Here is a 21414-nt window from a genome sequence, read left to right as displayed (position 1 = left end):
ATGGCTTTTTTAAACTACAACGAAGCGGTTGCCAATGTGGTGCCGCTAAGTTTTATTTCGTAAGGCCATTGCTCTTCCGGTTGCTGGTTGTTGGCTCCATTTTGCCGGCCGCTGGCAACCGGCCAATGTTCCGTTGGTGCACCCATAACCACCAGCCATAAATGCGTGGTGTTTTTGGGTACGTTAAATGTTGCCGTGCCGTTTGCATCTTTATGCACTTTTGAGTATTCACGGCTGCCGTCTTTTTTATAGGCCACAAAACCATAACGCCATCCGGCTTTGTCGGTTTTTACATTGCTGAATGGCGCTGTGCCGGCAATGCCTTTAAACTGCATTGAAACCTTATTGCCATGTTGGGGCACAGCCAGTTGAATGCCGTTGTAGCCGTAGTTCTGCGGACAGTTTTTTTGCCCCACACGCAACCATCCACCGGCCACAGTATCCATCGCAGTTTTGTGTTGGTTGGCGTAAGGTTTGGCCACTGCTTCAATGCGTTTCAAATCCCAGGTAATAAAACGGCGGCATGCATCAAACATTTCATCGCTGAATGCTTCCTGGTTCAACCCCATTACTCTTTTATAGGTCATCACCGGGTCTTCGCCATCCTGCGTTGAGCGGGATAGTTTGCCAAAAAAATCAATACCGTGTTTGTTGGACCAATACTCCAGCACGTAAGGCGAGTGGTACATATTGGTGGGATGAAGAAATGCAAAATGTGTTTTCTTCAAAAAGTCTTTCAGGTGATAGTTTTCAAAAGTCATCCATTCGGGGTACACCTGCCACAGCAGGTACTGCGCCGACATTTCAGCGATGGGTCCGCGTGGTCCGGTGCCATTGTCGGCCCGCATGATGTATTGAAACGAATGCCCCAACTCGTGGGCCAGCGTACCGTATGGCATCTTGTTCATCCGGCCGGGTGGCGTCCACAACATGCCCACTTTGTTATCGGCGCCGCCGCCAAATGCAGTACCGCCTTCGCCGGGCAGCACATACAGCAACATCTTGTATTTATCGGTTAAGGAGTTGCCCTTTTGCACCAGCCTCAGGTCGTTTACATAAAAATTGTAAAACCGCTCCAACTCTTTTATGGCTTGCCGCGGGTCAAAGTGCTTTTGTTCGTTGGCGTTGGTCCATGGCTCGTTGCCAAGCTCTTTATGCCAAAAGATGGCAATATTGGGTCCTTCTATTTTGCGTGCAAAACTGTACTCGCTTTCGTTGTTGTTGTAATCGTTGTTTTCCGGGATGCGGTATGCCTTCTCGGGAATCAGCAATTCTTTTTCTGCAACATGACCGGCAACGCTAATTGGCGTTGCTTGTTCCTTTGGTGTATAAAAAGAAGTTGAACCCGTAGAAAAGGAAACAAGTAACAGCGCAAGGATTATTTTGTTGCATAACATGGGCAGGCAATTAAGCGTGTGTAAAAGCTATGGAATCAAATGTATTAGTTTGGACTGTTGGGTAAAAGCAGGAGCGAGCCACAAGTCAAAATCTGGGTTGTATTGGGCAAATGCCGGTGGTTTGTGCGGGCCGCTTGCAGTACCTGCATCAATGAGCAGGATAATTTTATGTAATCAAGTAAAGAATCGAAAGCAGCATTTCAATGAAAGTAGTTCTATTTGTTTGCCTACAATTTACACAATGGAGTAGGGGCAAAAAAATAGGACAAGGAAGGGTTGCTTCGCTTGTCCTACTCAGTTGAGCTACTAGGATTCGAACCTAGACAGACAGAACCAAAATCTGTAGTGCTACCGTTACACCATAGCTCAATCCGTATTGGGAGTGCAAAAATAAAGGGGTCGCAATAACTCTCCAAAACTTTTTCAAAAAACGCCCTAAAAAATTTCTTTTTTGGGCATAGCACCGTGCTGGTATTCAGTGCCATGTGTGCACTGCAGCAGCTTACACAGCTTTTACCAGGTAATAATTCTTTTTGCCTTTTTGCACCAGCAGGTACTGGCCGTGCAGCAACTGCGCCGCCGAAACGGTTTCGGCAACATCGGCAACTTTTTGCCGGTTGATGCTGACGCCACCATTCTGAATCATTTTGCGGGCTTCGCCGCGGCTGGGAAAAATTTTTGCGTCCGATAAAAAAGAAATGACATCCACACCAGCATTCAGGCTGTCCATCGGCACATCAATTTTCTGAATGCCTTCCATCGCCTCCAGGTCTGCAACGCTCAGGGCATCGGCCGGTGCATTTTGCTGCGCAAATAATTTATCCGTGGTTTCCACTGCCTTTTCAAATTCAGGCTCGCCATGAATGAAAATGGTCACCTCGCGGGCCAAAGCTTTTTGCAGCGTACGCTTGCCCGGATCCTGGCGGTGTTCAGCAATCAAGCCATCAATAGTATTTCGATCGAGCAAGGTAAAAATGCGGATCCATTTTTCTGCGTCTGCATCGGCGGCATTGAGCCAGAACTGGTAAAACTGGAACGGCGTGGTTTTTTCGGCGTCGAGCCAAACGTTGCCACCTTCGCTTTTGCCAAACTTGCCGCCGTCAGCCTTTGTGATCAGCGGGCAGGTAAACGCAAACGCTTCGCCGCCGGCTTTGCGGCGCACCAGCTCGGTGCCGGTGGTGATGTTGCCCCATTGGTCGGAGCCGCCCATTTGCAGCTTGACGCCTTTATTTTGGTACAGCCAGTAAAAATCGTAGCCCTGGATCAGCTGGTAGGTAAACTCGGTAAACGAAATGCCCGACTCGCCTTCGAGGCGTTTGCGAACACTGTCTTTGCTCATCATGTAGTTTACCGTAATGTGCTTGCCGGTATCGCGGATAAAGTCCAGAAACGAAATGCCTTTAAACCAATCGTAGTTATTGACCATTTCGGCGGCATTCGGCAGGGAGGCATCGAAATGAAGAAAACGTTGCAATTGAGATTTGATACCTTCCAAGTTTTTTTGCAACACCTCTTCGCTCAGCATGTGGCGTTCGGCGGCTTTAAAACTGGGATCGCCCACCATGCCGGTAGCACCGCCCACCAGCGCAATGGGTTTATGGCCCGCCCGCTGCAGGTGCACCAGCAACATGATGGGTACCAGGTTGCCAATATGCAGCGAGTCGGCGGTTGGGTCGAAGCCAATATAGCCGGTGGTCAGTTCTTTTTGCAGTTGTTCTTCGGTGCCCGGCATAGCGTCCTGCACCATGCCCCGCCACCGGAGTTCTTCCATCAGGTTGGTCATAAAAGGAAAAATTGTGCGGCAAAAGTAAGGAGGATCGGCGGGGTTGGCCCAATTGGCAGTGTACGTTTTGCAAAAGTGGGCGGCGTAGAAACAAGCGCCAGCTTTGAATAATGGGTGTTTTAATAGAGAAGAATCCTGCGCAGCGGCAGGAATGTATAAGAATAAATATAAAAATGAGTTTTTCCGTTATTTTTGATCGTCCAAATCCTTTGAAAAAAACAGGAAAGCCTGAAGCTTATCCGAAAACTGACAGCATGAAAAAGCCCATTCTGCTTTTTACCCTTTTCACCCTCTTTATTATTACGGATGGCGCCGCGCAATGGCGCAAGTATTCCAACGAATTTTTAAACATTGGTGCCGGTGCCCGCGGCCTGGGTATGGGCGGTGCACAAGTGGCCACCGTGCAGGATGCCACTGCCGGATACTGGAACCCCGCGGGGCTAGCAGGCGTGAAAGATGTGCCGCAGGTATCGGCCATGCACGCCGAGTATTTTGGCCAGATTGGCAAATACGATTACGGTGCCCTGGCCATCCCTATGAGCAACAACAAACGTACGCTGGGTATTTCGGCGCTGCGCTTTGCCGTGGATGATATCCCCAACACCCTGTTTTTAGTGGAACCCGATGGCACCATCAACTACAATAATATCTCTGCATTCAGTTCGGCCGACTATGGCTTTTTGGTATCGCTGGCGCAAAAATTAAAGGAAAGCGAAAACAAGAACGTGCACTTTGGTGTCAATGCAAAGGTCATTCACCGCAGCGTGGGCTCGTTTGCAAAAGCCTGGGGCTTTGGTGTAGATGTGGGCTTGCAGATCATCCAGGGTAAATGGCGTTTTGGCTTTGTGGGCCGCGACATTACCACCACTTTCAATACCTGGAACTTTACTTTCACCGAGCGGGAAAAAGAAGCCCTGTACCTCACCAATAACGATATCCCGGTAAAATCGACCGAGCTTACTGCGCCGCGCCTGGTGGCAGGTGTGGCCCGCCATTTTGCTTTGGGTAAAAAAATGGGGCTGCTGGCCGAAGCCAGTGCCGATATTACTTTTGACGGCCGCCGCAATACCGTGCTCAGCGCCGACCCGGTAAGCGTAGATCCAAAGCTGGGGCTGGAGCTTGATTTCAATAAAGTATTTTACCTGCGTGGTGGCATTAATAATTTTCAAAAAGCCTTAGCCGACGGCGACCTCACCAATCAAAAAAAGGTTTGGATTTACCAGCCTTCGGTAGGTGCCGGTTTCAATGTGCAAAATGTGCGGATTGATTATGCTTTTTCCAACCTGGCCAACCAAAGCAACCCTTTGTTTACGCATATCATTTCGCTGCAGCTCAACCTCACCAACGATAAAAAGAAGAAAGCCCAATAAAAGTCCGCACCCCAAAAATAAACTGCATGAAAAAGTTTCTGTTTGCCTTATTGACCCTTTGCTGCGGCATGCTGGCCTCGGCACAGGTTTACAATAACGAATGGATCGATCATTCCAAAACCTACTATAAAGTAAAAGTGGGCCGCAACGGCCTGCACCGAATTTCCAAAGCCGAACTGGATACTGTTGGTTTGGGCACTGTGCCCGCCGAGCATTTCCAGGTGTGGCGCAATGGGAGTGAAGTGCCCATTTTCACATCGGCACCAACCGGCGCACTGCCCAACGACGGCTTTATTGAATTTTATGGTGAACGAAATGATGGCGTGCCCGACAGGGCACTGTACCGGCGCCAGCATTACCAGCTAAACGATCGCATCAGCCTTTTTACCGATACCGCCATTTATTTTTTAACGGTAAATCCAACCGGCAACAATCGGCGGATCCAAGCGCAGACGAACGATCTTACCGGAAACACGCTGGCACCGCTGCCATATTTCACCTATACCCATGTGCAGAGTTACAACAACCAATTAAATGGTGGATATGCGGTAGATGTAGAAACGCAATACCTGTATTCATCAGCATATGATTTAGGCGAAGGATATACTTCGGCCAACATCGGTACTAATGCAACCAACAGCACTGCTTTGGGAAACCTGTTTGTTGCAACAACTGGTCCGGCAGCGCAATTCAAGATAACGGTGGCGGGTAGCCGCATTGCTTTGCGGCGTTACCGAGTTCGCATTAATGCCGATTCTGTTTTGGGTAACAGCGTGGATCATTTCAATTATGCTACTGATTCGGCAGAAGTGCCGCTGCGGTTGATATCGGGTACCACTAACAGTGTGCAAGTGACCAACCTCACCAATACCGCTTCTGACCGGATGGTGATTCACAAATTTGAATTGACCTACCCACGGCTGTTCAATTTTGGCAATGCTACCAACTTTGAATTTACATTGCCCGAAAGCAGTGTGCCGCGATATATCGAGATTACGAACTTCAACATTGGCGGCCAGCAGCCCGTGTTGCTCGATTTGGAAAACGGCCAACGATATTTAGGCAATACCGCTGTATCGGGTAAGGTGCGCATTCTGCTGCAACCGTCGGCCCGCCCTGGCCGGTTTGTTTTGTGCAGCCAGGCTGCAGCCCTAGTGACTCAGGTACCCACGCTTACCGAAAGAAAATTTGTTGATTATACTAGGGTGGAAAACCAGGGCGATTTCCTGATCATTTCCAACCAGCTCCTCTTCAACAATGGAGCTGGCACCAACATGGTTGAAGAATACCGCCAGTACCGCAGTTCCGCTGCAGGCGGCAGCCACAGTGCCCGCATTTATGATGTGGAAGAACTGGTAGACCAATTTGCTTTTGGTATTAAAAAGAATCCGCTGGGTATTCGGAATTTCATACTGTTTTCGCTGCAACGTTTTAGTGAAAAGCCAAAGCATGTGTTTTTGGTAGGCAAAGGCACTACATACAATGAGCAGCGATCCCGTGAAGCCAATCCACAAATCAACCAATTAAACCTGGTGCCGACATTTGGCAACCCGGCATCCGATATTTTGCTGGCTGCTGCACCGGGCACTGCAGTGCCATTGGTATCTATCGGCCGTCTGTCGGCGGTTTCGCCTGCTGAGATCACCGATTATTTGGCTAAAGTAAAGCAGTATGAGGCGGCCCAGGCCGCTCCTTCGCCAGATCCGGCAGTAATGACCTGGAAAAAGAATGTTGCACACATTATTGGATCCGGCGATCCGAATTTGCAGAATCGCTTAGAGGTACACATGGCCCAGTGTAAAGACATAATTAGCGATACATTGTGGGGAGCACAGGTTCATACGTTTACCAAAAAAACAGGCCAGAACGTAGAACAAATCAGTGACAAAGGATTGGAGCACCTTTTTGAAGAAGGCCTATCGCTCATTACATATTTTGGGCATTCATCAAACAGTGGTTTAGATTTTAATTTGGACAATCCCAGTGCATACAACAACACTGGAAAATACCCGCTCTTTGTAGCCCTGGGATGCCAGGCAGGTGGGATATTTGGTTTCAATGCAAACCGTTTTGCTGCGCAGGATGCTATTTCTGAAAAGTATGTATTGGCACCGCAAAAAGGCACGATTAGTTTTATTGCCAACTCCCATTTTGGTATTGTAAGTACGCTGCGTGTTTGGAACAACCAGTTTTACAAACAAATGTCGGTGAGCAGTTATGGTAAAACAATTGGCGAAACACTCACTGAAACGGCGATTAAAACTTTGGCTGAAACCATTAATGGAGAAGAGAACTTCTATGTTCGGGTAAATATTGAAGAATCCATTTTGCACGGCGACCCGGCAGTGAAATTGAACGTTGAAGCAAAGCCGGATTATGCCATCACAGAACCGATGGTAAAAGTAAATCCGACCTTTGTGTCGGTTGCGGAAACGGCGTTTAAACTAAATGTGGAGGTGCGCAACCTGGGTAAGGCCATTGCTCAAAAATGGGTGCTTTCCATCAAACGCAAATTACCCAATGGAACAGAAAAGGAAGTAATCCGCGATTCAGTAGATGCTCCCTTGCACACCAGTGTATTTGAATACAGCATTCCCATCGATGCGTTGCAGGATGTTGGTTTAAATAAATTAACCGTAACGGTTGATGCGGCGGAACAGGTGGCCGAGTTGTTTGAAACAAACAACAGCGTTACAAAAGATATATTTATTTACCAGGATGAAGCCCGCCCGATTTACCCCTACAATTTTGCTATTGTAAACAAGCCTGAGGTGCAGTTGGCATTTTCAACAGCCGATGCATTCAGTGCCCGCCGCAATTACCAGGTGGAGATGGATACCACTGAGTTGTTTAATTCCTCCGCCAAATGGAGTCAAACCGTCAGTTCTGTGGGAGGGGTAATTGAAGTAAAACCAAGTGTTAGCCTGCGCAACAATACGGTTTACTACTGGCGTGTTGGTGCGGTGCCCGATAGCGGAGATCTCCATTGGAATAGAAGTTCATTTATTTATATAGAGAATGGGGAAGCCGGGTTTAACCAGAGTCATTTGTATCAGCAATTGAAGTCTTCGACAGAAGGAGTGCTTCTAGACTCGGTGACTTCTAAGTGGACTTTTACTTATAATCGGAATGAAATATTGGTACGGAATGGGGTGTTTCCTAGTGCTGCTAGTGATGCCGGTGATTTCCTCGTTTCAATCAATAGTGATAACAGCCAAATTCGAAGTGTATGTGGGGTGTCAAATATCATAGTAAATGTAATTGACCCGAATACAATGAAGCCTTGGTTTAATGGTAATTCTGGGCAACAAGGAAGATTTGGCAGTGATGTTGTTTGCGGTCAGGATCGGGCATATAATTTTCAATTTAATATTTTGCAGCAATCAAGCCGGAAGAGTCTATTTGATTTTTTAAGTTCATTGCCAGACAAGTATTTAGTAATTGTACGCAACACATCGGGAACTGCAGTTTCCTCTAATTCCTACGCTAACCAATGGAAGGCAGATACGGCAACTTGGGGTAGCGGAAATAGCCTTTACCACATTCTTTATAAGAATGGATTTTCGCAGGTTGATTCCTTCAGCCGACCACGCTCATGGATTTTCATGTATAAGAAAAATGATGCGTCATTTTTTCAGCCAAAGTTTGTTATGAGCGAAGGGACCACGGATAAGATTCAATTGCTAACAACACCATTGTCCTTAAACTCCAGTGGACTTGTTACTTCGCCTACATTTGGACCGGCTAAAAGTTGGAAAAACTTTATTTGGAAGGGAGTGACTGATGACGCTTCTGATGTGGTTGAAGCTAAAATAGTGGGTATAACACCGAACGGAAGGATCGATACGTTGGTGAGAAATATCAAATTAACTGATACGCAAACAGATATATCAACTATAAATGCGGATTCTTATCCATCGGTACGATTGGTAATGAAAACAATGGATAGCACAGCATATACCCCATTCCAAATCGACTACTGGCGCCTTACCTACGATCCTGTACCAGAAGGCGCTGTAGCTCCCAACTTATTCTTCAATATGAAGGACTCCTTGGATGTTGGTGAAATGATTGACTTTAAATTAGCGTTTAAAAACTTGAGTGGAACGCCGTTCGACAGTTTGAAGATAAAGATGGTTGTGACGGACAAAAACAACGTGCCGCATCAATTGCCTATCCTGCGCCACAAGCCGTTGAGCGCGGGCGATACATTGCATGTGCGCTATCCCATTAACACGCAGCAGTTTGCCGGCATGAACATGTTGTATGTTCAGGTAAACCCGGATGCGGACCAGCCGGAACAATTTAGCTTCAACAACTTTATCTATCATTCGTTTTATGTGCAGGACGACCGGACTGCACCAGTAGTGGATGTTACCTTCGACAACGTTCGCATTTTGAACCGAGATATTGTTTCAGCAAAACCAGACATTCTGATCAAACTGACGGACGAATCGAAGCGACTGTTATTGAATGACACTGCGCTGTTCAAGGTGCAGGTGCGCAATTTGACCAGCAACGTTGTTCGCTCCTTTAGCTTTGGAACCGACACGCTGAAAATGAACCCAGCTACCGACCTGGACCAAAATGTAGCATCGGTAACCTTCAAGCCATATTTCGCGGAAGATGGAGAATACGAATTGATTGTTGCCGGCGAAGACAGAAGCGGTAACAAGGCAGGAAATGCAGATTATAGGGTGCAGTTTCAGGTCATCAACAAACCGATGATCTCAAATATGCTCAATTACCCCAATCCATTCACTACGTCAACAGCGTTTGTGTTCACACTCACTGGCACCGAAATTCCGCAGAACCTCAAAATTCAAATCCTGACGGTTACCGGCAAGGTGGTTCGCGAAATTACACGGCAGGAGTTGGGGCTTTTGCGAATTGGCCGCAACATCACCGAGTTCAAATGGGATGGCACCGACCAGTTCGGTCAAAAGCTGGGAAATGGTGTTTACCTGTACCGCGTGATTGCACAGTTGAACGGAAAACCGCTTGATAAATACAAAGCATCCGGCGACCAAACCGACCAGTATTTTAATAAAGGATATGGGAAAATGTACCTGATGCGGTAAAATATTTTTCTGTAAAATGTAAAAGTCCCGATTAATCGGGACTTTTACATTTTACAGAAAAAATACCTTAGTGCATTATGAAAAATAACAGTGGCTGCCATTTACTGCCGATTGTTGTTTTTCGACAATTTAAAAGACAGATACTATGGCGAAGATTGGAATAAACCTGACCACAGGAAGTTTACAGCAGAGTGATATAATTGTGGGCATTGACTTGGGCACCACCAACAGCCTTATTGCCATCATCCATCCCGATACAAAGGTGCCAACCGTACTTAAAGAGTTCGATGCGACATCTTTGGTGCCTTCCATTGTGCATTTTGCGCCAAACGGGCCGCTGACGGTAGGCGATGCCGCCAAAGAATTTTTAAGAACCGATCCCGCAAATACCATTTTTTCAGTAAAAAGATTGATGGGTAAATCATACGCCGACATTAATGAACATTCTCAAATGCTCGGCTATCAGGTGATCGATGATGGTTCGGACAATCTTGTAAAAATTGCAGTTGACGGGAAGTTTTATACACCCATCGAACTGTCTTCATTTATACTAAAAGCATTAAAAGATCGTGCAGAGCATATTTTAAAAACACCAATCAATAAGGCGGTGATAACTGTGCCTGCTTATTTCAACGATGCACAGCGGCAAGCAACACGTGATGCAGGCAAACTTGCTGGTTTGGATGTGTTGCGCATTGTAAACGAGCCGACGGCGGCAAGCCTTGCATATGGATTGGGGATTGGGCCTGATGAAAAAACTGTGGCAGTTTACGACTTGGGGGGCGGCACTTTCGATATATCGATTATGCGCATCACCAACGGTGTATTTGAAGTTCTTTCCACACATGGCGATACCTATCTCGGTGGAGATGATTTTGATGCCGCAATTGTGCAATATTGGATCCAGAAACTTGGATTAATAAAAATGGAAGTGGCGCAGAAATCACTTGCTCAGTCGTTGCGACTGTTAGCAGAACAAGCAAAAAAGCAATTGAGTATTTCGGATACTTTTACCGGAACAATTGATGGTGCAGCCGTAAGCCTCAGCCGAAAGGAGTTTGATCAACTGATACAGCCATTGGTGGAACGAACTATTGTAAGCTGTCGCAATGCAATAAAGGATGCGGGTGTGCTAGTGGAGGAAATCCAGGAAGTGGTAATGGTTGGCGGTTCGACACGTGTACCGCTAGTGAAAGAAAGTGTGGCCGCTTTTTTTGGCCGCGCTGTTCATGATGAGTTGAACCCTGATGAGGTGGTTGCACTTGGTGCAGCCATACAGGCAGATATTTTAGCAGGCAACAACAAAGATGTGTTATTGTTGGATGTGACACCATTGTCGCTCGGTATTGAAACAATGGGTGGTTTGATGGATGTATTGATTCCGCGCAACAATCGAATCCCCACCCGTGCAGGCAGGCAATACACTACGCAGAAAGATGGTCAGAGTGGTATGCGCATTTCTGTGTACCAAGGCGAACGTGACCTGGTGCAGGACAACCGCAAACTGGCGGAGTTTAGCTTAACTGGTATTCCAGGAATGCCTGCAGGACTTCCAAAAGTTGAAGTGTCGTTTTTGATTAATGCCGACGGTATTTTGCAGGTTACGGCAAAGGAATTAAGGAGCGGTGTGTTACAGTCGGTTGAGGTAAAGCCACAGTATGGGCTTACCGACCAGCAGGTGGAACAAATGCTGATGGAGTCCATCACGCATGCTAAAGAAGATATGGTACAACGTGCTCTTGTAGAAGCACAAACGGAAGGACGAATCTTGTTGGATACTACCAACGCATTTCTTATTAAGAATAATAGGTTTCTCTCTCAACAAGAACTAACTCAAACACAAGCAGCTATGGCTGATCTATTGGCTAAAATTAGCAATGGCGAAAAGGATGAAATTCAAACAGCTATTGAAGTGCTCAATAATATATCTAGGCCCTATGCAGAACGGTTGATGAATACTGCTATTGGTGAAGCTCTTCGAAATAAATCAATAAATTAGAAAGACCTTTGAATTGACTAATTGCATCGGTAATTGTCACAATTTTACGTGTCATATTATAACATAATTCTAAAAATATTTCTATGCCTTAGTGTTATAGCATGAATATGAGGTAACCCTTTTTTCTTTAAATGCATAAGTTGAAAGAATCAATAAAATTGGAAAAATTGAAAGTATAAAGCGATTGTGCCAATCATCACAAGCAAGCAAGGCTGAAAACATTGTTAATGATGCCATACAAAGTGCAAAAGCAATTACCGGTGCATCATGGTGGCGCCAATTCTTAATTCCAAAAGCTATTACTATATAGGTGGTATAGAAATAGAATGACAAAATCAAGTTGTGCCACTTTTCGAAATAAGGCCTAGTAACCCCCCAGAATGCAAAAAACCTTTTTATCATTAATGGAAAGTATAAGTCCCAATAATGTGTAACTACATAAAGAATTCCTTGAATCGAATTCTTCTCTATTGGTACTGAAAGCTGGTGCGGGGGGCTAATTGTAGGTACACCACAAATAATATGCGCCTCAGAAAATGGTAATAAAAAATCGAATGTACCTCCAATATTCAATGAAAGATTAATTAATATAGTAAAGAGCAAGAGAAAGAAAATTCCAACAAAAGTAAATATTTGGATAGCCCTTTTACGAAAGAATTTAAGTGTAATAAATATAAAAGTTGCGGCAATGAAGAATACACCTACTGGCCTTGTGAAATATAGTAGTATCAGTAACAAAATCACACCATAGATTTCAATAGAATATAAACGATTTATCTTCAATAATTTGGAAAAAAAAATGATAGAAAAGCTGAAATATAAAGATTCTGTAAAAAGATGGGTATTGTAAAGCTGGTAATAAACCATAGAAATAAACACGGCTGTTGTAATTGCAGCAATTTTTTTTCTTCCATTTAGCAATACTATTACCCTATAAAAACAAAATGTTGCATACGCGTTGACCCAAAGTTGAATAACCACTGGCAAAATTGGAAAAGTACCGGTCGTCTTAGAAAATGCAATTAAAAGTATCTGTACTGAATATAGGTAAAATTGTGGGGACATAAAATGCCCCTCTTTGACCAACAAGTCGGCATTAGCGATATACTTTATACTTTCATAATCCGTAACGATTCCAAAACGATAGAGGCAAATTGCGTTTACACTAAGCCACAAAAGTGCAAGTCCAAAGAATGTAAATTTTTGGGTAGCGTTGTATTTAGTGTGTGGTTTATTGTTCCCAACAGATGAATCGAGATCTTTCATATCATTTAAGTAAACGCTTCAAAGAGAGGAACGGCTTTTCAATAATTAAGTATGTTATTAAACTTAAAAGCAGGGTTAGCGTAAGGCTAATGATTCCAATGATAAATGGAATTTTAACCTGTAAATTAGATAGAATTTTTGCTGAGATCAAAAAGACAGGTATGTGTAATAAGTATGCGCTGTAGCTGACTTTACCAAGTAATATCAGTGGATTATGCTGGCTAAATGTATAGGATTTTAAGTAGTCGTTGTTTATGGTTATATAGATTAGCGCTGCGAAGCCTACTGCAGTTATACTGTAACCGAAAGTTCTCATGACAATACTGGCAGGATGTACATTCCCATAAAATATTACTACCGATAAAATAAGAACTACCCAAGCCAAAATGCAACTAACCGGTAACCATTTTGGAAGATTTATTTTATTTAATTGAATCAGGGACAGAAAGGATCCAGCAGCGAGGCTATCTAATCTCGTCAAGGTGTTATGATAATAATGTTCAAAAATGGAATGCTCTGCAGTAGCTACTATAAGCCTGAATAATAGGCTTGATGCGAAAATTGTAGCTATTAATTTTCCTAATTGATTTTTTTTTCCAAAAAATGAAATGGCAAATGGCCATATAATATAAAATTGTTCTTCAACCGCCACTGACCACAAGTGAACCAGGTAGGGCATAGAAGGCACTCCATCTCTCACATGAAGCCAGTTTTGAATAAAAGCCCAATACCATTGCTGGTGTATAGAGTAATATAAAAATGCTGAATTTTCCCCCTTTGATGAAAAAACATGGTTTCCAAATAGAAAGAATATGCCAATTACTGAATAGTAGAGTGGGAAAATTCGTAGTACCCTTTTTAAATAAAAGTGCAGGAAATATTTTGGCTTTTCTCTACTATTGAGTAATGAGTTTGTAATCAAAAACCCCGACAACACAAAAAAAAGGTCAACCCCCAACCAGCCAAATCGAAATAGCGGACAATAATCAAAGATGTGGTACAACAGGACAATTAGAATAGCAACCCCTCGAAATATATCTAGTAAAGGGATGTATTGATTTTTCGAAGTTAAAAAGATTAGGCTCATGAGGAAGTTTGTCCCTATACTCGGAAATTAATTCAGTAAAGTTTTATTCCTCAATATATACTTCCCCACCATATCAAATTCCAGATTCACCGCATCCCCTACTTGCAAATACTGCAAATTGGTATGTTCCCAAGTATAAGGTATAATAGCAACGGTCAATGAACTAGTTGTAACATTAAAAGCCGTCAAAGAAACCCCATTAATACAAATTGAGCCTTTTTCAATCACCAATGCAGCAAATTGTTCCGGAAAAGAAAATACCAACTCCCAACTGCCCTCCTTATTAGTAATGGAGGTGCAAACACCAGTTGTATCCACATGTCCCTGAACAAAATGTCCATCCAGCCTCGAAGAGGGGAGTAGGCTTCTTTCCAGGTTCACCTGTGTATCCTGCTGCCAGGTGGATAAAGTAGTTTTTTGCAAGGTTTCTTGAACGGCAGTCACCTGATACCGGTCGCCTGCAATAGCTTCCACCGTAAGGCAAACGCCATTATGTGCAACACTTTGATCTACTTTAAGTTCTTGTGTAATAGGGCTTTGTATCCAAAAACTTCGGTTGGTTCCTGATTCAGCAACCTCTTCTACACGGCCCAATGTTTCAATAATACCGGTAAACATGCCGCAAAAATCGGTTTTTTAGATTTTCTTTTGTCTGAAATTCAAAATAGGCTTTATCTTTGCCCCTCTTAAAAATAACCAAAGGAGGTATATAAGCATGCTCATCATCGATTCTAAAGACTGCGAAAACATCGACAAGGCCCTCAAGAAGTACAAAAAGAAATTTGAGAAAGCCAAGATCCTGTTGCAGTTGCGTGAACGCCAGTCTTTCACCAAGCCATCTGTACGTCGCAGGGGCCAGGTACTGAAGGCTGTCTACAAGCAGCAGATTGCCAGCGGCAAGCTCGAAGCTTAATTTACCTCTTCCCAAATATGTATTAGCTGCAAGGTATTCTTTACTTTGCAGCTATTCTTTTATGTACCTACCTCGCCCCGAATTAGCGGCATTTGTTCAGTACCTGCAGTTTGAAAAGCGCTTTTCGCCACATACACTGCGTGCCTACGAAAAAGACCTCACCGCTTTTTTCGATTTTGTGCAAACTGACTTTAGCGGCCTTTCCATCGGGCAGATCCATCACAGCCACATCCGGTCATGGTTGGTGGCACTGAAAAACAAGGACCAAAACACAGCCCGAACACTCAAACGGAAAATTGCTTCGCTGCGGGCTTTTTTTAAATATGCTGTAAAAACCGGTTTGGTGGCGCAGTCGCCAATGACCGGGGTAACAGCACCAAAAGTGGAAAAGCGGCTGCCGCAGTTTGTGGCAGAAGGGGATATGGATGCGCTGTTTGCGCCACACAACTTTTCCGACGACTGGGATGGTGAAACCGACCGCTTGTTGCTCCTGCTTTTTTACCAATGCGGGCTGCGCTTAAGTGAGGCCATTGGGTTGTCTGAAAAAAGCGTGGATGCGGCTAACGGCATGCTGAGGGTATTGGGTAAAGGGAGCAAAGAACGTCTGCTTCCCATCAGTGCTGCGCTGGTGGCAGAAATAAATGCTTACCTGAAAAAGAAGCATGCGGAGATGGAAGGCGTTGATCCAGCCAGGCTATTGGTGTCGGCAAAGGGAACAGCGCTGGCGCCACGCAATGTGTATAGCCGCGTAAAGGCCCACCTGAGCCGCGTTACCACTATTGATAAGCGCAGCCCACACGTATTGCGCCACTCATTTGCCACCCATCTTACCAACAATGGCGCCGACCTCAACGCGGTGAAAGAACTGCTGGGCCACAGCAGCCTGGCAGCCACGCAGGTGTATACCCATAATTCCATTGGCCGGCTTAAAGACATTTACCGCAAAGCCCATCCAAAAGCATAAAGTGAAATAGCGGAATCAACGCAACCCATTTTATCCAATCTTGCTATATCTAATTGATAGAGTATATCCCTTTGTGCACCTTCCTGCCTTCGTGTCTTCGTGGTTCAAAACCTGTAAATCTGGCGGCCTAAATTTTCCCTTATTCGTAAGAAAAATCCGCCTGCTTTTCTTGGTAAACTTACCGGCTTCATTTACCTTCAATGGGAACGGATAATTGCTGTTGCTAGTTCTTTCTTTTATTGTTAAACAGTCAAAACAGAGTTCTATGAATGTACACATCCAATCGCTTCATTTTGATGCTGACCAGAAATTGATTGATTTTGTTCAGAAAAGGCTGGAGAAACTGGCCACGTTTCATGATCGCATCATCAAAGTAGATGTTTTCCTGAAGCTGGATAATGTAGTACACACGATCAAAGACAAAGTAGTTGAGATCCGCGTACACGTACCGAAAGCCGATTTTTTTGTAAAATCCACCTCTAAAACATTTGAAACCTCGTTCGACGAAGCATTCGAATCGCTGGTAGCCCAGGTAAAAAGAAAAAAAGAAAAACAATACGCTTAAACTCATTGCATCCCGCCCCGAGAGGCGGGATTTTTTTTGCCCTTAAAAAAAATACTGCCGGGCTAAAAAAAGTTTATTTACTGTTTGTTTCTGAAGTTCAAATTCCTTTACCTTTGCCTTCCCAAAAACAAGGGGTAGTTCTTTAAAACAACAAAATTGCCGCTTTAGCTCAGCTGGTAGAGCAACTGATTTGTAATCAGTAGGTCGTTGGTTCGATTCCGACAAGCGGCTCTTTATTTTGTGCAAAATTTAGAAATTGGAAATACGAAGGAAATCACTTTTCTTCGTGCCCCCTAAGCTAAATAGCACAGAAAAAGGGCAGGTTCCAGAGCGGCCAAATGGGGCGGACTGTAAATCCGCTGTCTTTCGACTTCAGAGGTTCGAATCCTCTCCTGCCCACGTTCTTTGAAAGTTGACCAGTTCACAGTTCGTCAGTTCACTAGTTGGTTTTTAACCCGTGAACAATTGAACCTGTGCACTCGTAAACTTAACATGCGGGAGTAGCTCATTTGGTAGAGCGATAGCCTTCCAAGCTATAGGTGGCGAGTTCGAGCCTCGTCTCCCGCTCTCTGAAAAAGTTGACGGATGACAGATGATGATTGACAGTTTTCCTGTCGGCTTCCAACTGTCAACGGTTTTCAAGCCGTTGTAGCTCAGGGGTAGAGCACTTCCTTGGTAGGGAAGAGGTCGTGAGTTCGATTCTCACTAACGGCTCAGGTAGCAAAAGCAGTAGTGTTGATGAGCAGTGTTTCGAAAGAGGTGATTGCTCGGTAATAAGGTTAACATAAGCTGCATAGCGCTATAAATGTACAAGAGTGCGACGCAACAGAAGCCTGATGGATGTTCTGTTGCTCGGTTCAAAAAATTTATCCTTCGATGGGCCGCCAGGTGCTTCGGAGGTTTATTGTTTCAGGTAAATTTGTAACTCCACAACTAAAAACCCATAAGATGGCAAAAGAGAACTTTAAGCGGGATAAACCCCACGTTAACGTTGGTACCATCGGTCACGTTGACCATGGTAAAACCACTTTGACCGCTGCTATCACTACCATTTTGGCTTCAAAAGGTATGGCAGAAGCAAAAAAATACGATGAAATTGACGGTGCCCCCGAAGAGAAAGAGCGTGGTATCACCATCAACACTGCTCACGTAGAATATCAGACTGCCAACCGTCACTATGCTCACGTTGACTGCCCCGGTCACGCTGACTATGTGAAGAACATGATTACCGGTGCTGCGCAAATGGACGGTGCCATCCTAGTTGTGGCTGCTACTGATGGTCCTATGCCCCAAACCAAAGAGCACATCCTGCTGGCTCGTCAGGTAGGCGTTCCCCGTATCGTTGTTTTCATGAACAAGGTTGACCTGGTGGACGACGCTGAACTGCTGGAACTGGTGGAGATGGAAATTCGCGACCTGCTGAGCTCTTACGGCTTTGACGGCGACAACACTCCAATCATTCAAGGTTCTGCTACCGGCGCCCTGGCTGGCGAAGCACAATGGGTTGCTAAAGTAGAAGAGCTGATGGAAGCTGTTGATACTTACATTCCCCTGCCTCCTCGTCCGGTTGATATGCCGTTCCTGATGTCGGTAGAAGACGTATTCTCGATCACTGGTCGTGGTACTGTAGCTACTGGTCGTATTGAGCGTGGCCGTATCAAAGTTGGTGAGCCTGTAGAGATCGTAGGTCTGATGGATGCTCCCCTGACTTCAACTTGTACCGGTGTGGAAATGTTCCGCAAGCTCCTCGACGAAGGTGAAGCTGGTGATAACGCAGGTCTGCTGCTCCGTGGTATTGAGAAAACCCAGATCCGTCGCGGTATGGTTATCGTGAAGCCTGGTTCTATCACTCCGCACACCGATTTCAAAGGCGAAGTATACGTACTGAGCAAAGAAGAAGGCGGCCGTCACACTCCGTTCTTCAACAAATACCGCCCTCAGTTCTATTTCCGTACAACTGACGTAACTGGCGAGTGCTCTCTGCCAGAAGGTACTGAGATGGTAATGCCTGGTGACAACACCTCGCTGACTGTACACCTGATCCAACCCATCGCTATGGAAAAGGGTCTGAAATTCGCGATCCGCGAAGGTGGCCGTACAGTAGGTGCCGGTCAGGTAACTGAGATCCTGAAGTAAATAGTACGCAGTACTTAGTACGAAGATCAATAGCTTAGTACTTAGATGACGGTAAATCCACAGTCTGAGTACTAAGTACTTTATACTAAGTACTCTTTATACGGGTGTAGTTCAATGGCAGAATAGCGGTCTCCAAAACCGTTGATGGGAGTTCGAATCTCTCCACCCGTGCCCACAAACAATGTGCTAATGTGCTCCAAATTCCTCAGGGAAGTGCTACATTAGCACATTGGCATATTAGTACATTTGCAAAATATTTTATGAACAAGATTTCCAATTACTTCAGCGAATCGTACCGTGAGCTGACTGAAAAAGTAACCTGGCCCACATGGGAGCAACTGCAGCAAAGCACCATGATTGTGCTGGTGGCCACTCTGGTGATTACCGCCGTTATTTGGGTTATGGACTTTGTAGCTGCCGGCGGTTTGAACTTTATTTACGAACTGTTCTAATTAAATAGATGGAAGCAACAAGCCCCGAAAATATAAGCAACGAACAGCAGGCCGAAAACGTGCAGCCGGAAATTGTGCAGCCCGATAATACTAAATGGTATGTGCTGCGTGTGGTGAGCGGTAAGGAGCGGAAAGTAAAGGAATACCTGGATAAAGAAATTTCCCGCGACTGGTCGGATGCTGTGAAGCAGATTTTTTTGCCGGTAGAGAAGGTGTACAAAGTGCAGAATGGCAAAAAAGTAATGCGCGAACGCAACTACTATCCCGGCTACGTGATGGTGGAAATTACCAACGGCAAGTTGAGCGACGACCTGCGCGACCTGATCAAAAATACTACCAACGTTATTCATTTCCTGGGCAAAGACGATCCCATTGCCCTGCGCAAATCGGAAGTGAATAAAATGCTGGGCAAGATGGACGAGATGGCCGAAGCCGGTGGCGTAAGCATGAGCGAACCGTTCATTGTTGGCGAAACCATCAAGATCATCGAAGGGCCGTTCAACGACTTTAACGGTGTGATCGAAGAAGTAAACGACGAGAAGAAGAAATTGAAAGTAACTGTAAAGATCTTCGGTCGTTCTACACCGGTAGAGCTCAACTACATGCAGGTAGAAAAGCTGGGTTAAACAAAAATCATTTCATACTGAAAAAGCTGGTTCCTTTGGATCAGCTTTTTTTATGGACACCAATGAAGGAACAGGGTTTTACAATTAAGCAGATCGTTTGCGGTATAGCGGCACTGGTAGTGCTGTACCTGCTGTCGGTGATCATCAACCTGGGCATGATGGAGCTGGAAGGCGAGGAGCCACGCCGTGCCGTTGTGTCGCTGGAAATGATGTACTCCGGTAAATACCTGAACCCAACGCTGTTTGGCTGGCCTTACCTCAATAAGCCGCCCATCTTCAACTGGATACTTATTGGCAGCATGAAGCTGCTGCAGTCCATTTCCGAGGCAGCACTGCGGCTGCCATCACTGCTTATTTATGTGTTGTGGGCAGCAGTGCACTACCGTTTTTCCCGCGCCTATTTTTCCAAACACTTGGCATTGCTGTCGGCCTTTATGCAGCTGACTTGTGTAGACATCTATTTCTATGGACTGGCCAATGGCGCGGAGATCGACATATTTTATTCGTTTGTAGTGTATCTGCAGGCGGTGGCCATTTTTCACTTTTACCAAAAAAGGCAATGGCTGAACCTTTACCTGGCCTCATATGCGCTGTGCGCTGTTGGATTGCTTACTAAAGGTTTTCCTTCCATTGTTTTCCAGGGCCTCACGCTGATTGCGTTGTGTATTTATGCCCGTTCGGTCAGGCCGCTGTTCCGGTGGCAGCACCTCGCTGGCGGCTTGCTGTTTTTTATAATAGCCGGCTTGTATTTCTGGGGCTACAATGCTGGCGGCAATGCACAGCATCTGCTGGTAAATTTCCTCAATGAATCCCTGATGAAATCCGCCATCGGTGAGCGGTCAAGCAAGGTGTGGGAAAAAGCACTGGGCTACCCTGTGCTGGTGCTCAAACTACTGGCGCCTTGGTCTTTGCTACTGATTACGCTGGCGGTAAAAAGCGTTCGGCAACAGGTTTGGCAAAACCCGTTGGTGCGTTTTTCCATTTTATTTATTGCCTGCAACCTGTGGGTGTATTGGTTTACCGGCCAGCCTAAGGCCCGGTACATTTATATGTTCGTGACGTTTGCCACCACCATTTTTGTGCAGTTGTACCACAGCTATTTTGCCGGTAGGCAGCAGCAATTGTTGCGTTATTTGGGATGGGGCGGGTGGCTGTTTGTGCTCGCTGCTGCAGCGTTAGTGGTGCTTCCATTTGTTACCGATGTCAGTGGTGTCGAAGGTTTTGCCTGTGCGCTCCTCTTGGGTGCTTTTTGGTGGCAGTATTTCCGAACAAAGAGCAGCTTCAAAATATGGCTGTTCATTGGCGGTATTATGTTGCTCCGCCTCGTGTATGCGGTAGTATTTATTCCCATTCAGGATAGAGGCACAGCGCACTACGAAACGCCGATGAAACAGGCTGTTGCTGCATTAAAAGACCAGCCGCTGCATTACTGGGGGCCGGTTCAGCCGTTCCCGGTGGCCATTGATACAAAGGTGTTTTCCTGGAGGGGCGATACCATTTCGGTACCGCCGCTTATTCATCCGCAGGTGCCTTATTATTACCATAAACATTCGGGCAAGTTGCTACTGTACGATTCGGTGCGGGTTAGTGGCCGTAGTTATATTTCGTTTGACCGCGACTTGCAGGGCGGGCCGGTGGATTCAATATTTTCTTTCGGGGACAAAAGGGGCGGGGAGCGGATGGTGGTTTACCGGTTTCAATGATGATGGTGGAGTCCGTCTTGGTCATCCTAAGCGCAGTAAAGGATGTCAGTACGTTAACTGGGCAACTTCTGG

15 protein-coding genes and 6 tRNA genes are annotated in these 21414 nt (G+C 45.4%); 15 read left to right on the top strand and 6 right to left on the bottom strand.

The features are described from left to right. Positions 1-14 precede the first annotated feature (14 nt). The 3 genes from EPD17_RS16935 to tyrS form a co-directional block, all read right to left on the bottom strand. Positions 15-1271, bottom strand: a complete 1257-nt coding sequence (locus tag EPD17_RS16935; protein WP_394346393.1) for a DUF6055 domain-containing protein — start codon at positions 1269-1271, stop codon at positions 15-17. A gap of 424 nt (positions 1272-1695) precedes the next feature. Then, positions 1696-1766, bottom strand: a tRNA-Gln gene (locus EPD17_RS16930). Positions 1767-1899: 133 nt separating this feature from the next. Then, on the bottom strand, positions 1900-3180 hold the full coding sequence (gene tyrS / locus EPD17_RS16925; protein WP_132055732.1) for a tyrosine--tRNA ligase: 1281 nt from the start codon (positions 3178-3180) through the stop codon (positions 1900-1902). 254 nt (positions 3181-3434) lie between these two features. On the opposite strand from tyrS, the gene EPD17_RS16920 reads away from it, so the two are divergent. The 3 genes from EPD17_RS16920 (at position 3435) to hscA (ending at position 11630) form a co-directional block, all read left to right on the top strand. Next, entirely contained in the window at positions 3435-4550 is a 1116-nt protein-coding gene (locus tag EPD17_RS16920; RefSeq protein ID WP_114235054.1) for a putative type IX sorting system protein PorV2, read from the top strand. Positions 4551-4576: 26 nt separating this feature from the next. Continuing rightward, the gene (porU2, locus tag EPD17_RS16915) at positions 4577-9631 is read left to right on the top strand and encodes a putative type IX secretion system sortase PorU2 (RefSeq protein WP_132055731.1); all 5055 of its coding nucleotides are present in this window, start codon (positions 4577-4579) and stop codon (positions 9629-9631) included. Positions 9632-9776: 145 nt separating this feature from the next. Beyond that, on the top strand, positions 9777-11630 hold the full coding sequence (gene hscA, locus EPD17_RS16910; RefSeq protein ID WP_132055730.1) for a Fe-S protein assembly chaperone HscA: 1854 nt from the start codon (positions 9777-9779) through the stop codon (positions 11628-11630). An 81-nt stretch (positions 11631-11711) separates the two neighbouring features. Here the strand turns inward: hscA and EPD17_RS16905 are convergent, their stop codons facing one another. Genes EPD17_RS16905 through EPD17_RS16895 form a run of 3 tightly spaced genes read right to left on the bottom strand, consistent with a single transcriptional unit; the run spans position 11712 to position 14601 of the window. Continuing rightward, complete coding sequence (locus EPD17_RS16905) at positions 11712-12896, bottom strand: hypothetical protein (protein WP_132055729.1); 1185 nt, start codon at positions 12894-12896, stop codon at positions 11712-11714. Between the two features lies 1 nt (position 12897). Continuing rightward, the gene (locus EPD17_RS16900) at positions 12898-13983 is read right to left on the bottom strand and encodes an acyltransferase family protein (protein WP_132055728.1); all 1086 of its coding nucleotides are present in this window, start codon (positions 13981-13983) and stop codon (positions 12898-12900) included. A 27-nt stretch (positions 13984-14010) separates the two neighbouring features. Then, positions 14011-14601: a riboflavin synthase gene (locus tag EPD17_RS16895; protein ID WP_132055727.1), complete on the bottom strand. Its 591-nt coding sequence runs from the start codon at positions 14599-14601 to the stop codon at positions 14011-14013. 97 nt (positions 14602-14698) lie between these two features. Here EPD17_RS16895 and rpsU point away from each other — a divergent pair, with 97 nt between their 5' ends. From rpsU to EPD17_RS16835, 12 genes are all read left to right on the top strand, one after another. After that, positions 14699-14896, top strand: coding sequence for a 30S ribosomal protein S21 (rpsU, locus tag EPD17_RS16890; RefSeq protein ID WP_114234989.1), 198 nt, complete (start codon positions 14699-14701; stop codon positions 14894-14896). Positions 14897-14957: 61 nt separating this feature from the next. After that, on the top strand, positions 14958-15860 hold the full coding sequence (locus tag EPD17_RS16885) for a tyrosine-type recombinase/integrase (RefSeq protein ID WP_132055726.1): 903 nt from the start codon (positions 14958-14960) through the stop codon (positions 15858-15860). Positions 15861-16125: 265 nt separating this feature from the next. Then, a complete protein-coding gene (locus EPD17_RS16880; RefSeq protein WP_114234991.1) occupies positions 16126-16425 on the top strand; it encodes an HPF/RaiA family ribosome-associated protein in 300 nt (99 codons plus the stop codon). A gap of 158 nt (positions 16426-16583) precedes the next feature. Further along, a tRNA-Thr gene (locus EPD17_RS16875) sits at positions 16584-16656 on the top strand. A gap of 85 nt (positions 16657-16741) precedes the next feature. Continuing rightward, a tRNA-Tyr gene (locus EPD17_RS16870) sits at positions 16742-16824 on the top strand. A gap of 95 nt (positions 16825-16919) precedes the next feature. Further along, positions 16920-16992: transfer RNA gene (locus EPD17_RS16865), tRNA-Gly, on the top strand. Between the two features lie 75 nt (positions 16993-17067). After that, positions 17068-17139, top strand: a tRNA-Thr gene (locus EPD17_RS16860). Positions 17140-17373: 234 nt separating this feature from the next. Next, entirely contained in the window at positions 17374-18561 is a 1188-nt protein-coding gene (gene tuf, locus EPD17_RS16855; protein WP_114235055.1) for an elongation factor Tu, read from the top strand. A 100-nt stretch (positions 18562-18661) separates the two neighbouring features. After that, positions 18662-18732: transfer RNA gene (locus tag EPD17_RS16850), tRNA-Trp, on the top strand. A gap of 89 nt (positions 18733-18821) precedes the next feature. Next, the gene (secE, locus tag EPD17_RS16845; protein WP_114234992.1) at positions 18822-19013 is read left to right on the top strand and encodes a preprotein translocase subunit SecE; all 192 of its coding nucleotides are present in this window, start codon (positions 18822-18824) and stop codon (positions 19011-19013) included. A gap of 8 nt (positions 19014-19021) precedes the next feature. After that, positions 19022-19639, top strand: coding sequence for a transcription termination/antitermination protein NusG (gene nusG / locus EPD17_RS16840; RefSeq protein WP_240040653.1), 618 nt, complete (start codon positions 19022-19024; stop codon positions 19637-19639). Between the two features lie 35 nt (positions 19640-19674). Further along, complete coding sequence (locus EPD17_RS16835) at positions 19675-21342, top strand: ArnT family glycosyltransferase (protein ID WP_132055725.1); 1668 nt, start codon at positions 19675-19677, stop codon at positions 21340-21342. Positions 21343-21414 lie beyond the last annotated feature (72 nt).

It is taken from the genome of Pseudocnuella soli (assembly GCF_004347775.1).
Lineage (GTDB): Bacteria > Bacteroidota > Bacteroidia > Chitinophagales > Chitinophagaceae > Flavisolibacter > Flavisolibacter aquaticus.
Note: the sequence above shows the minus strand (reverse complement) of the source record. Positions and strands in the feature narration are given on the sequence as shown.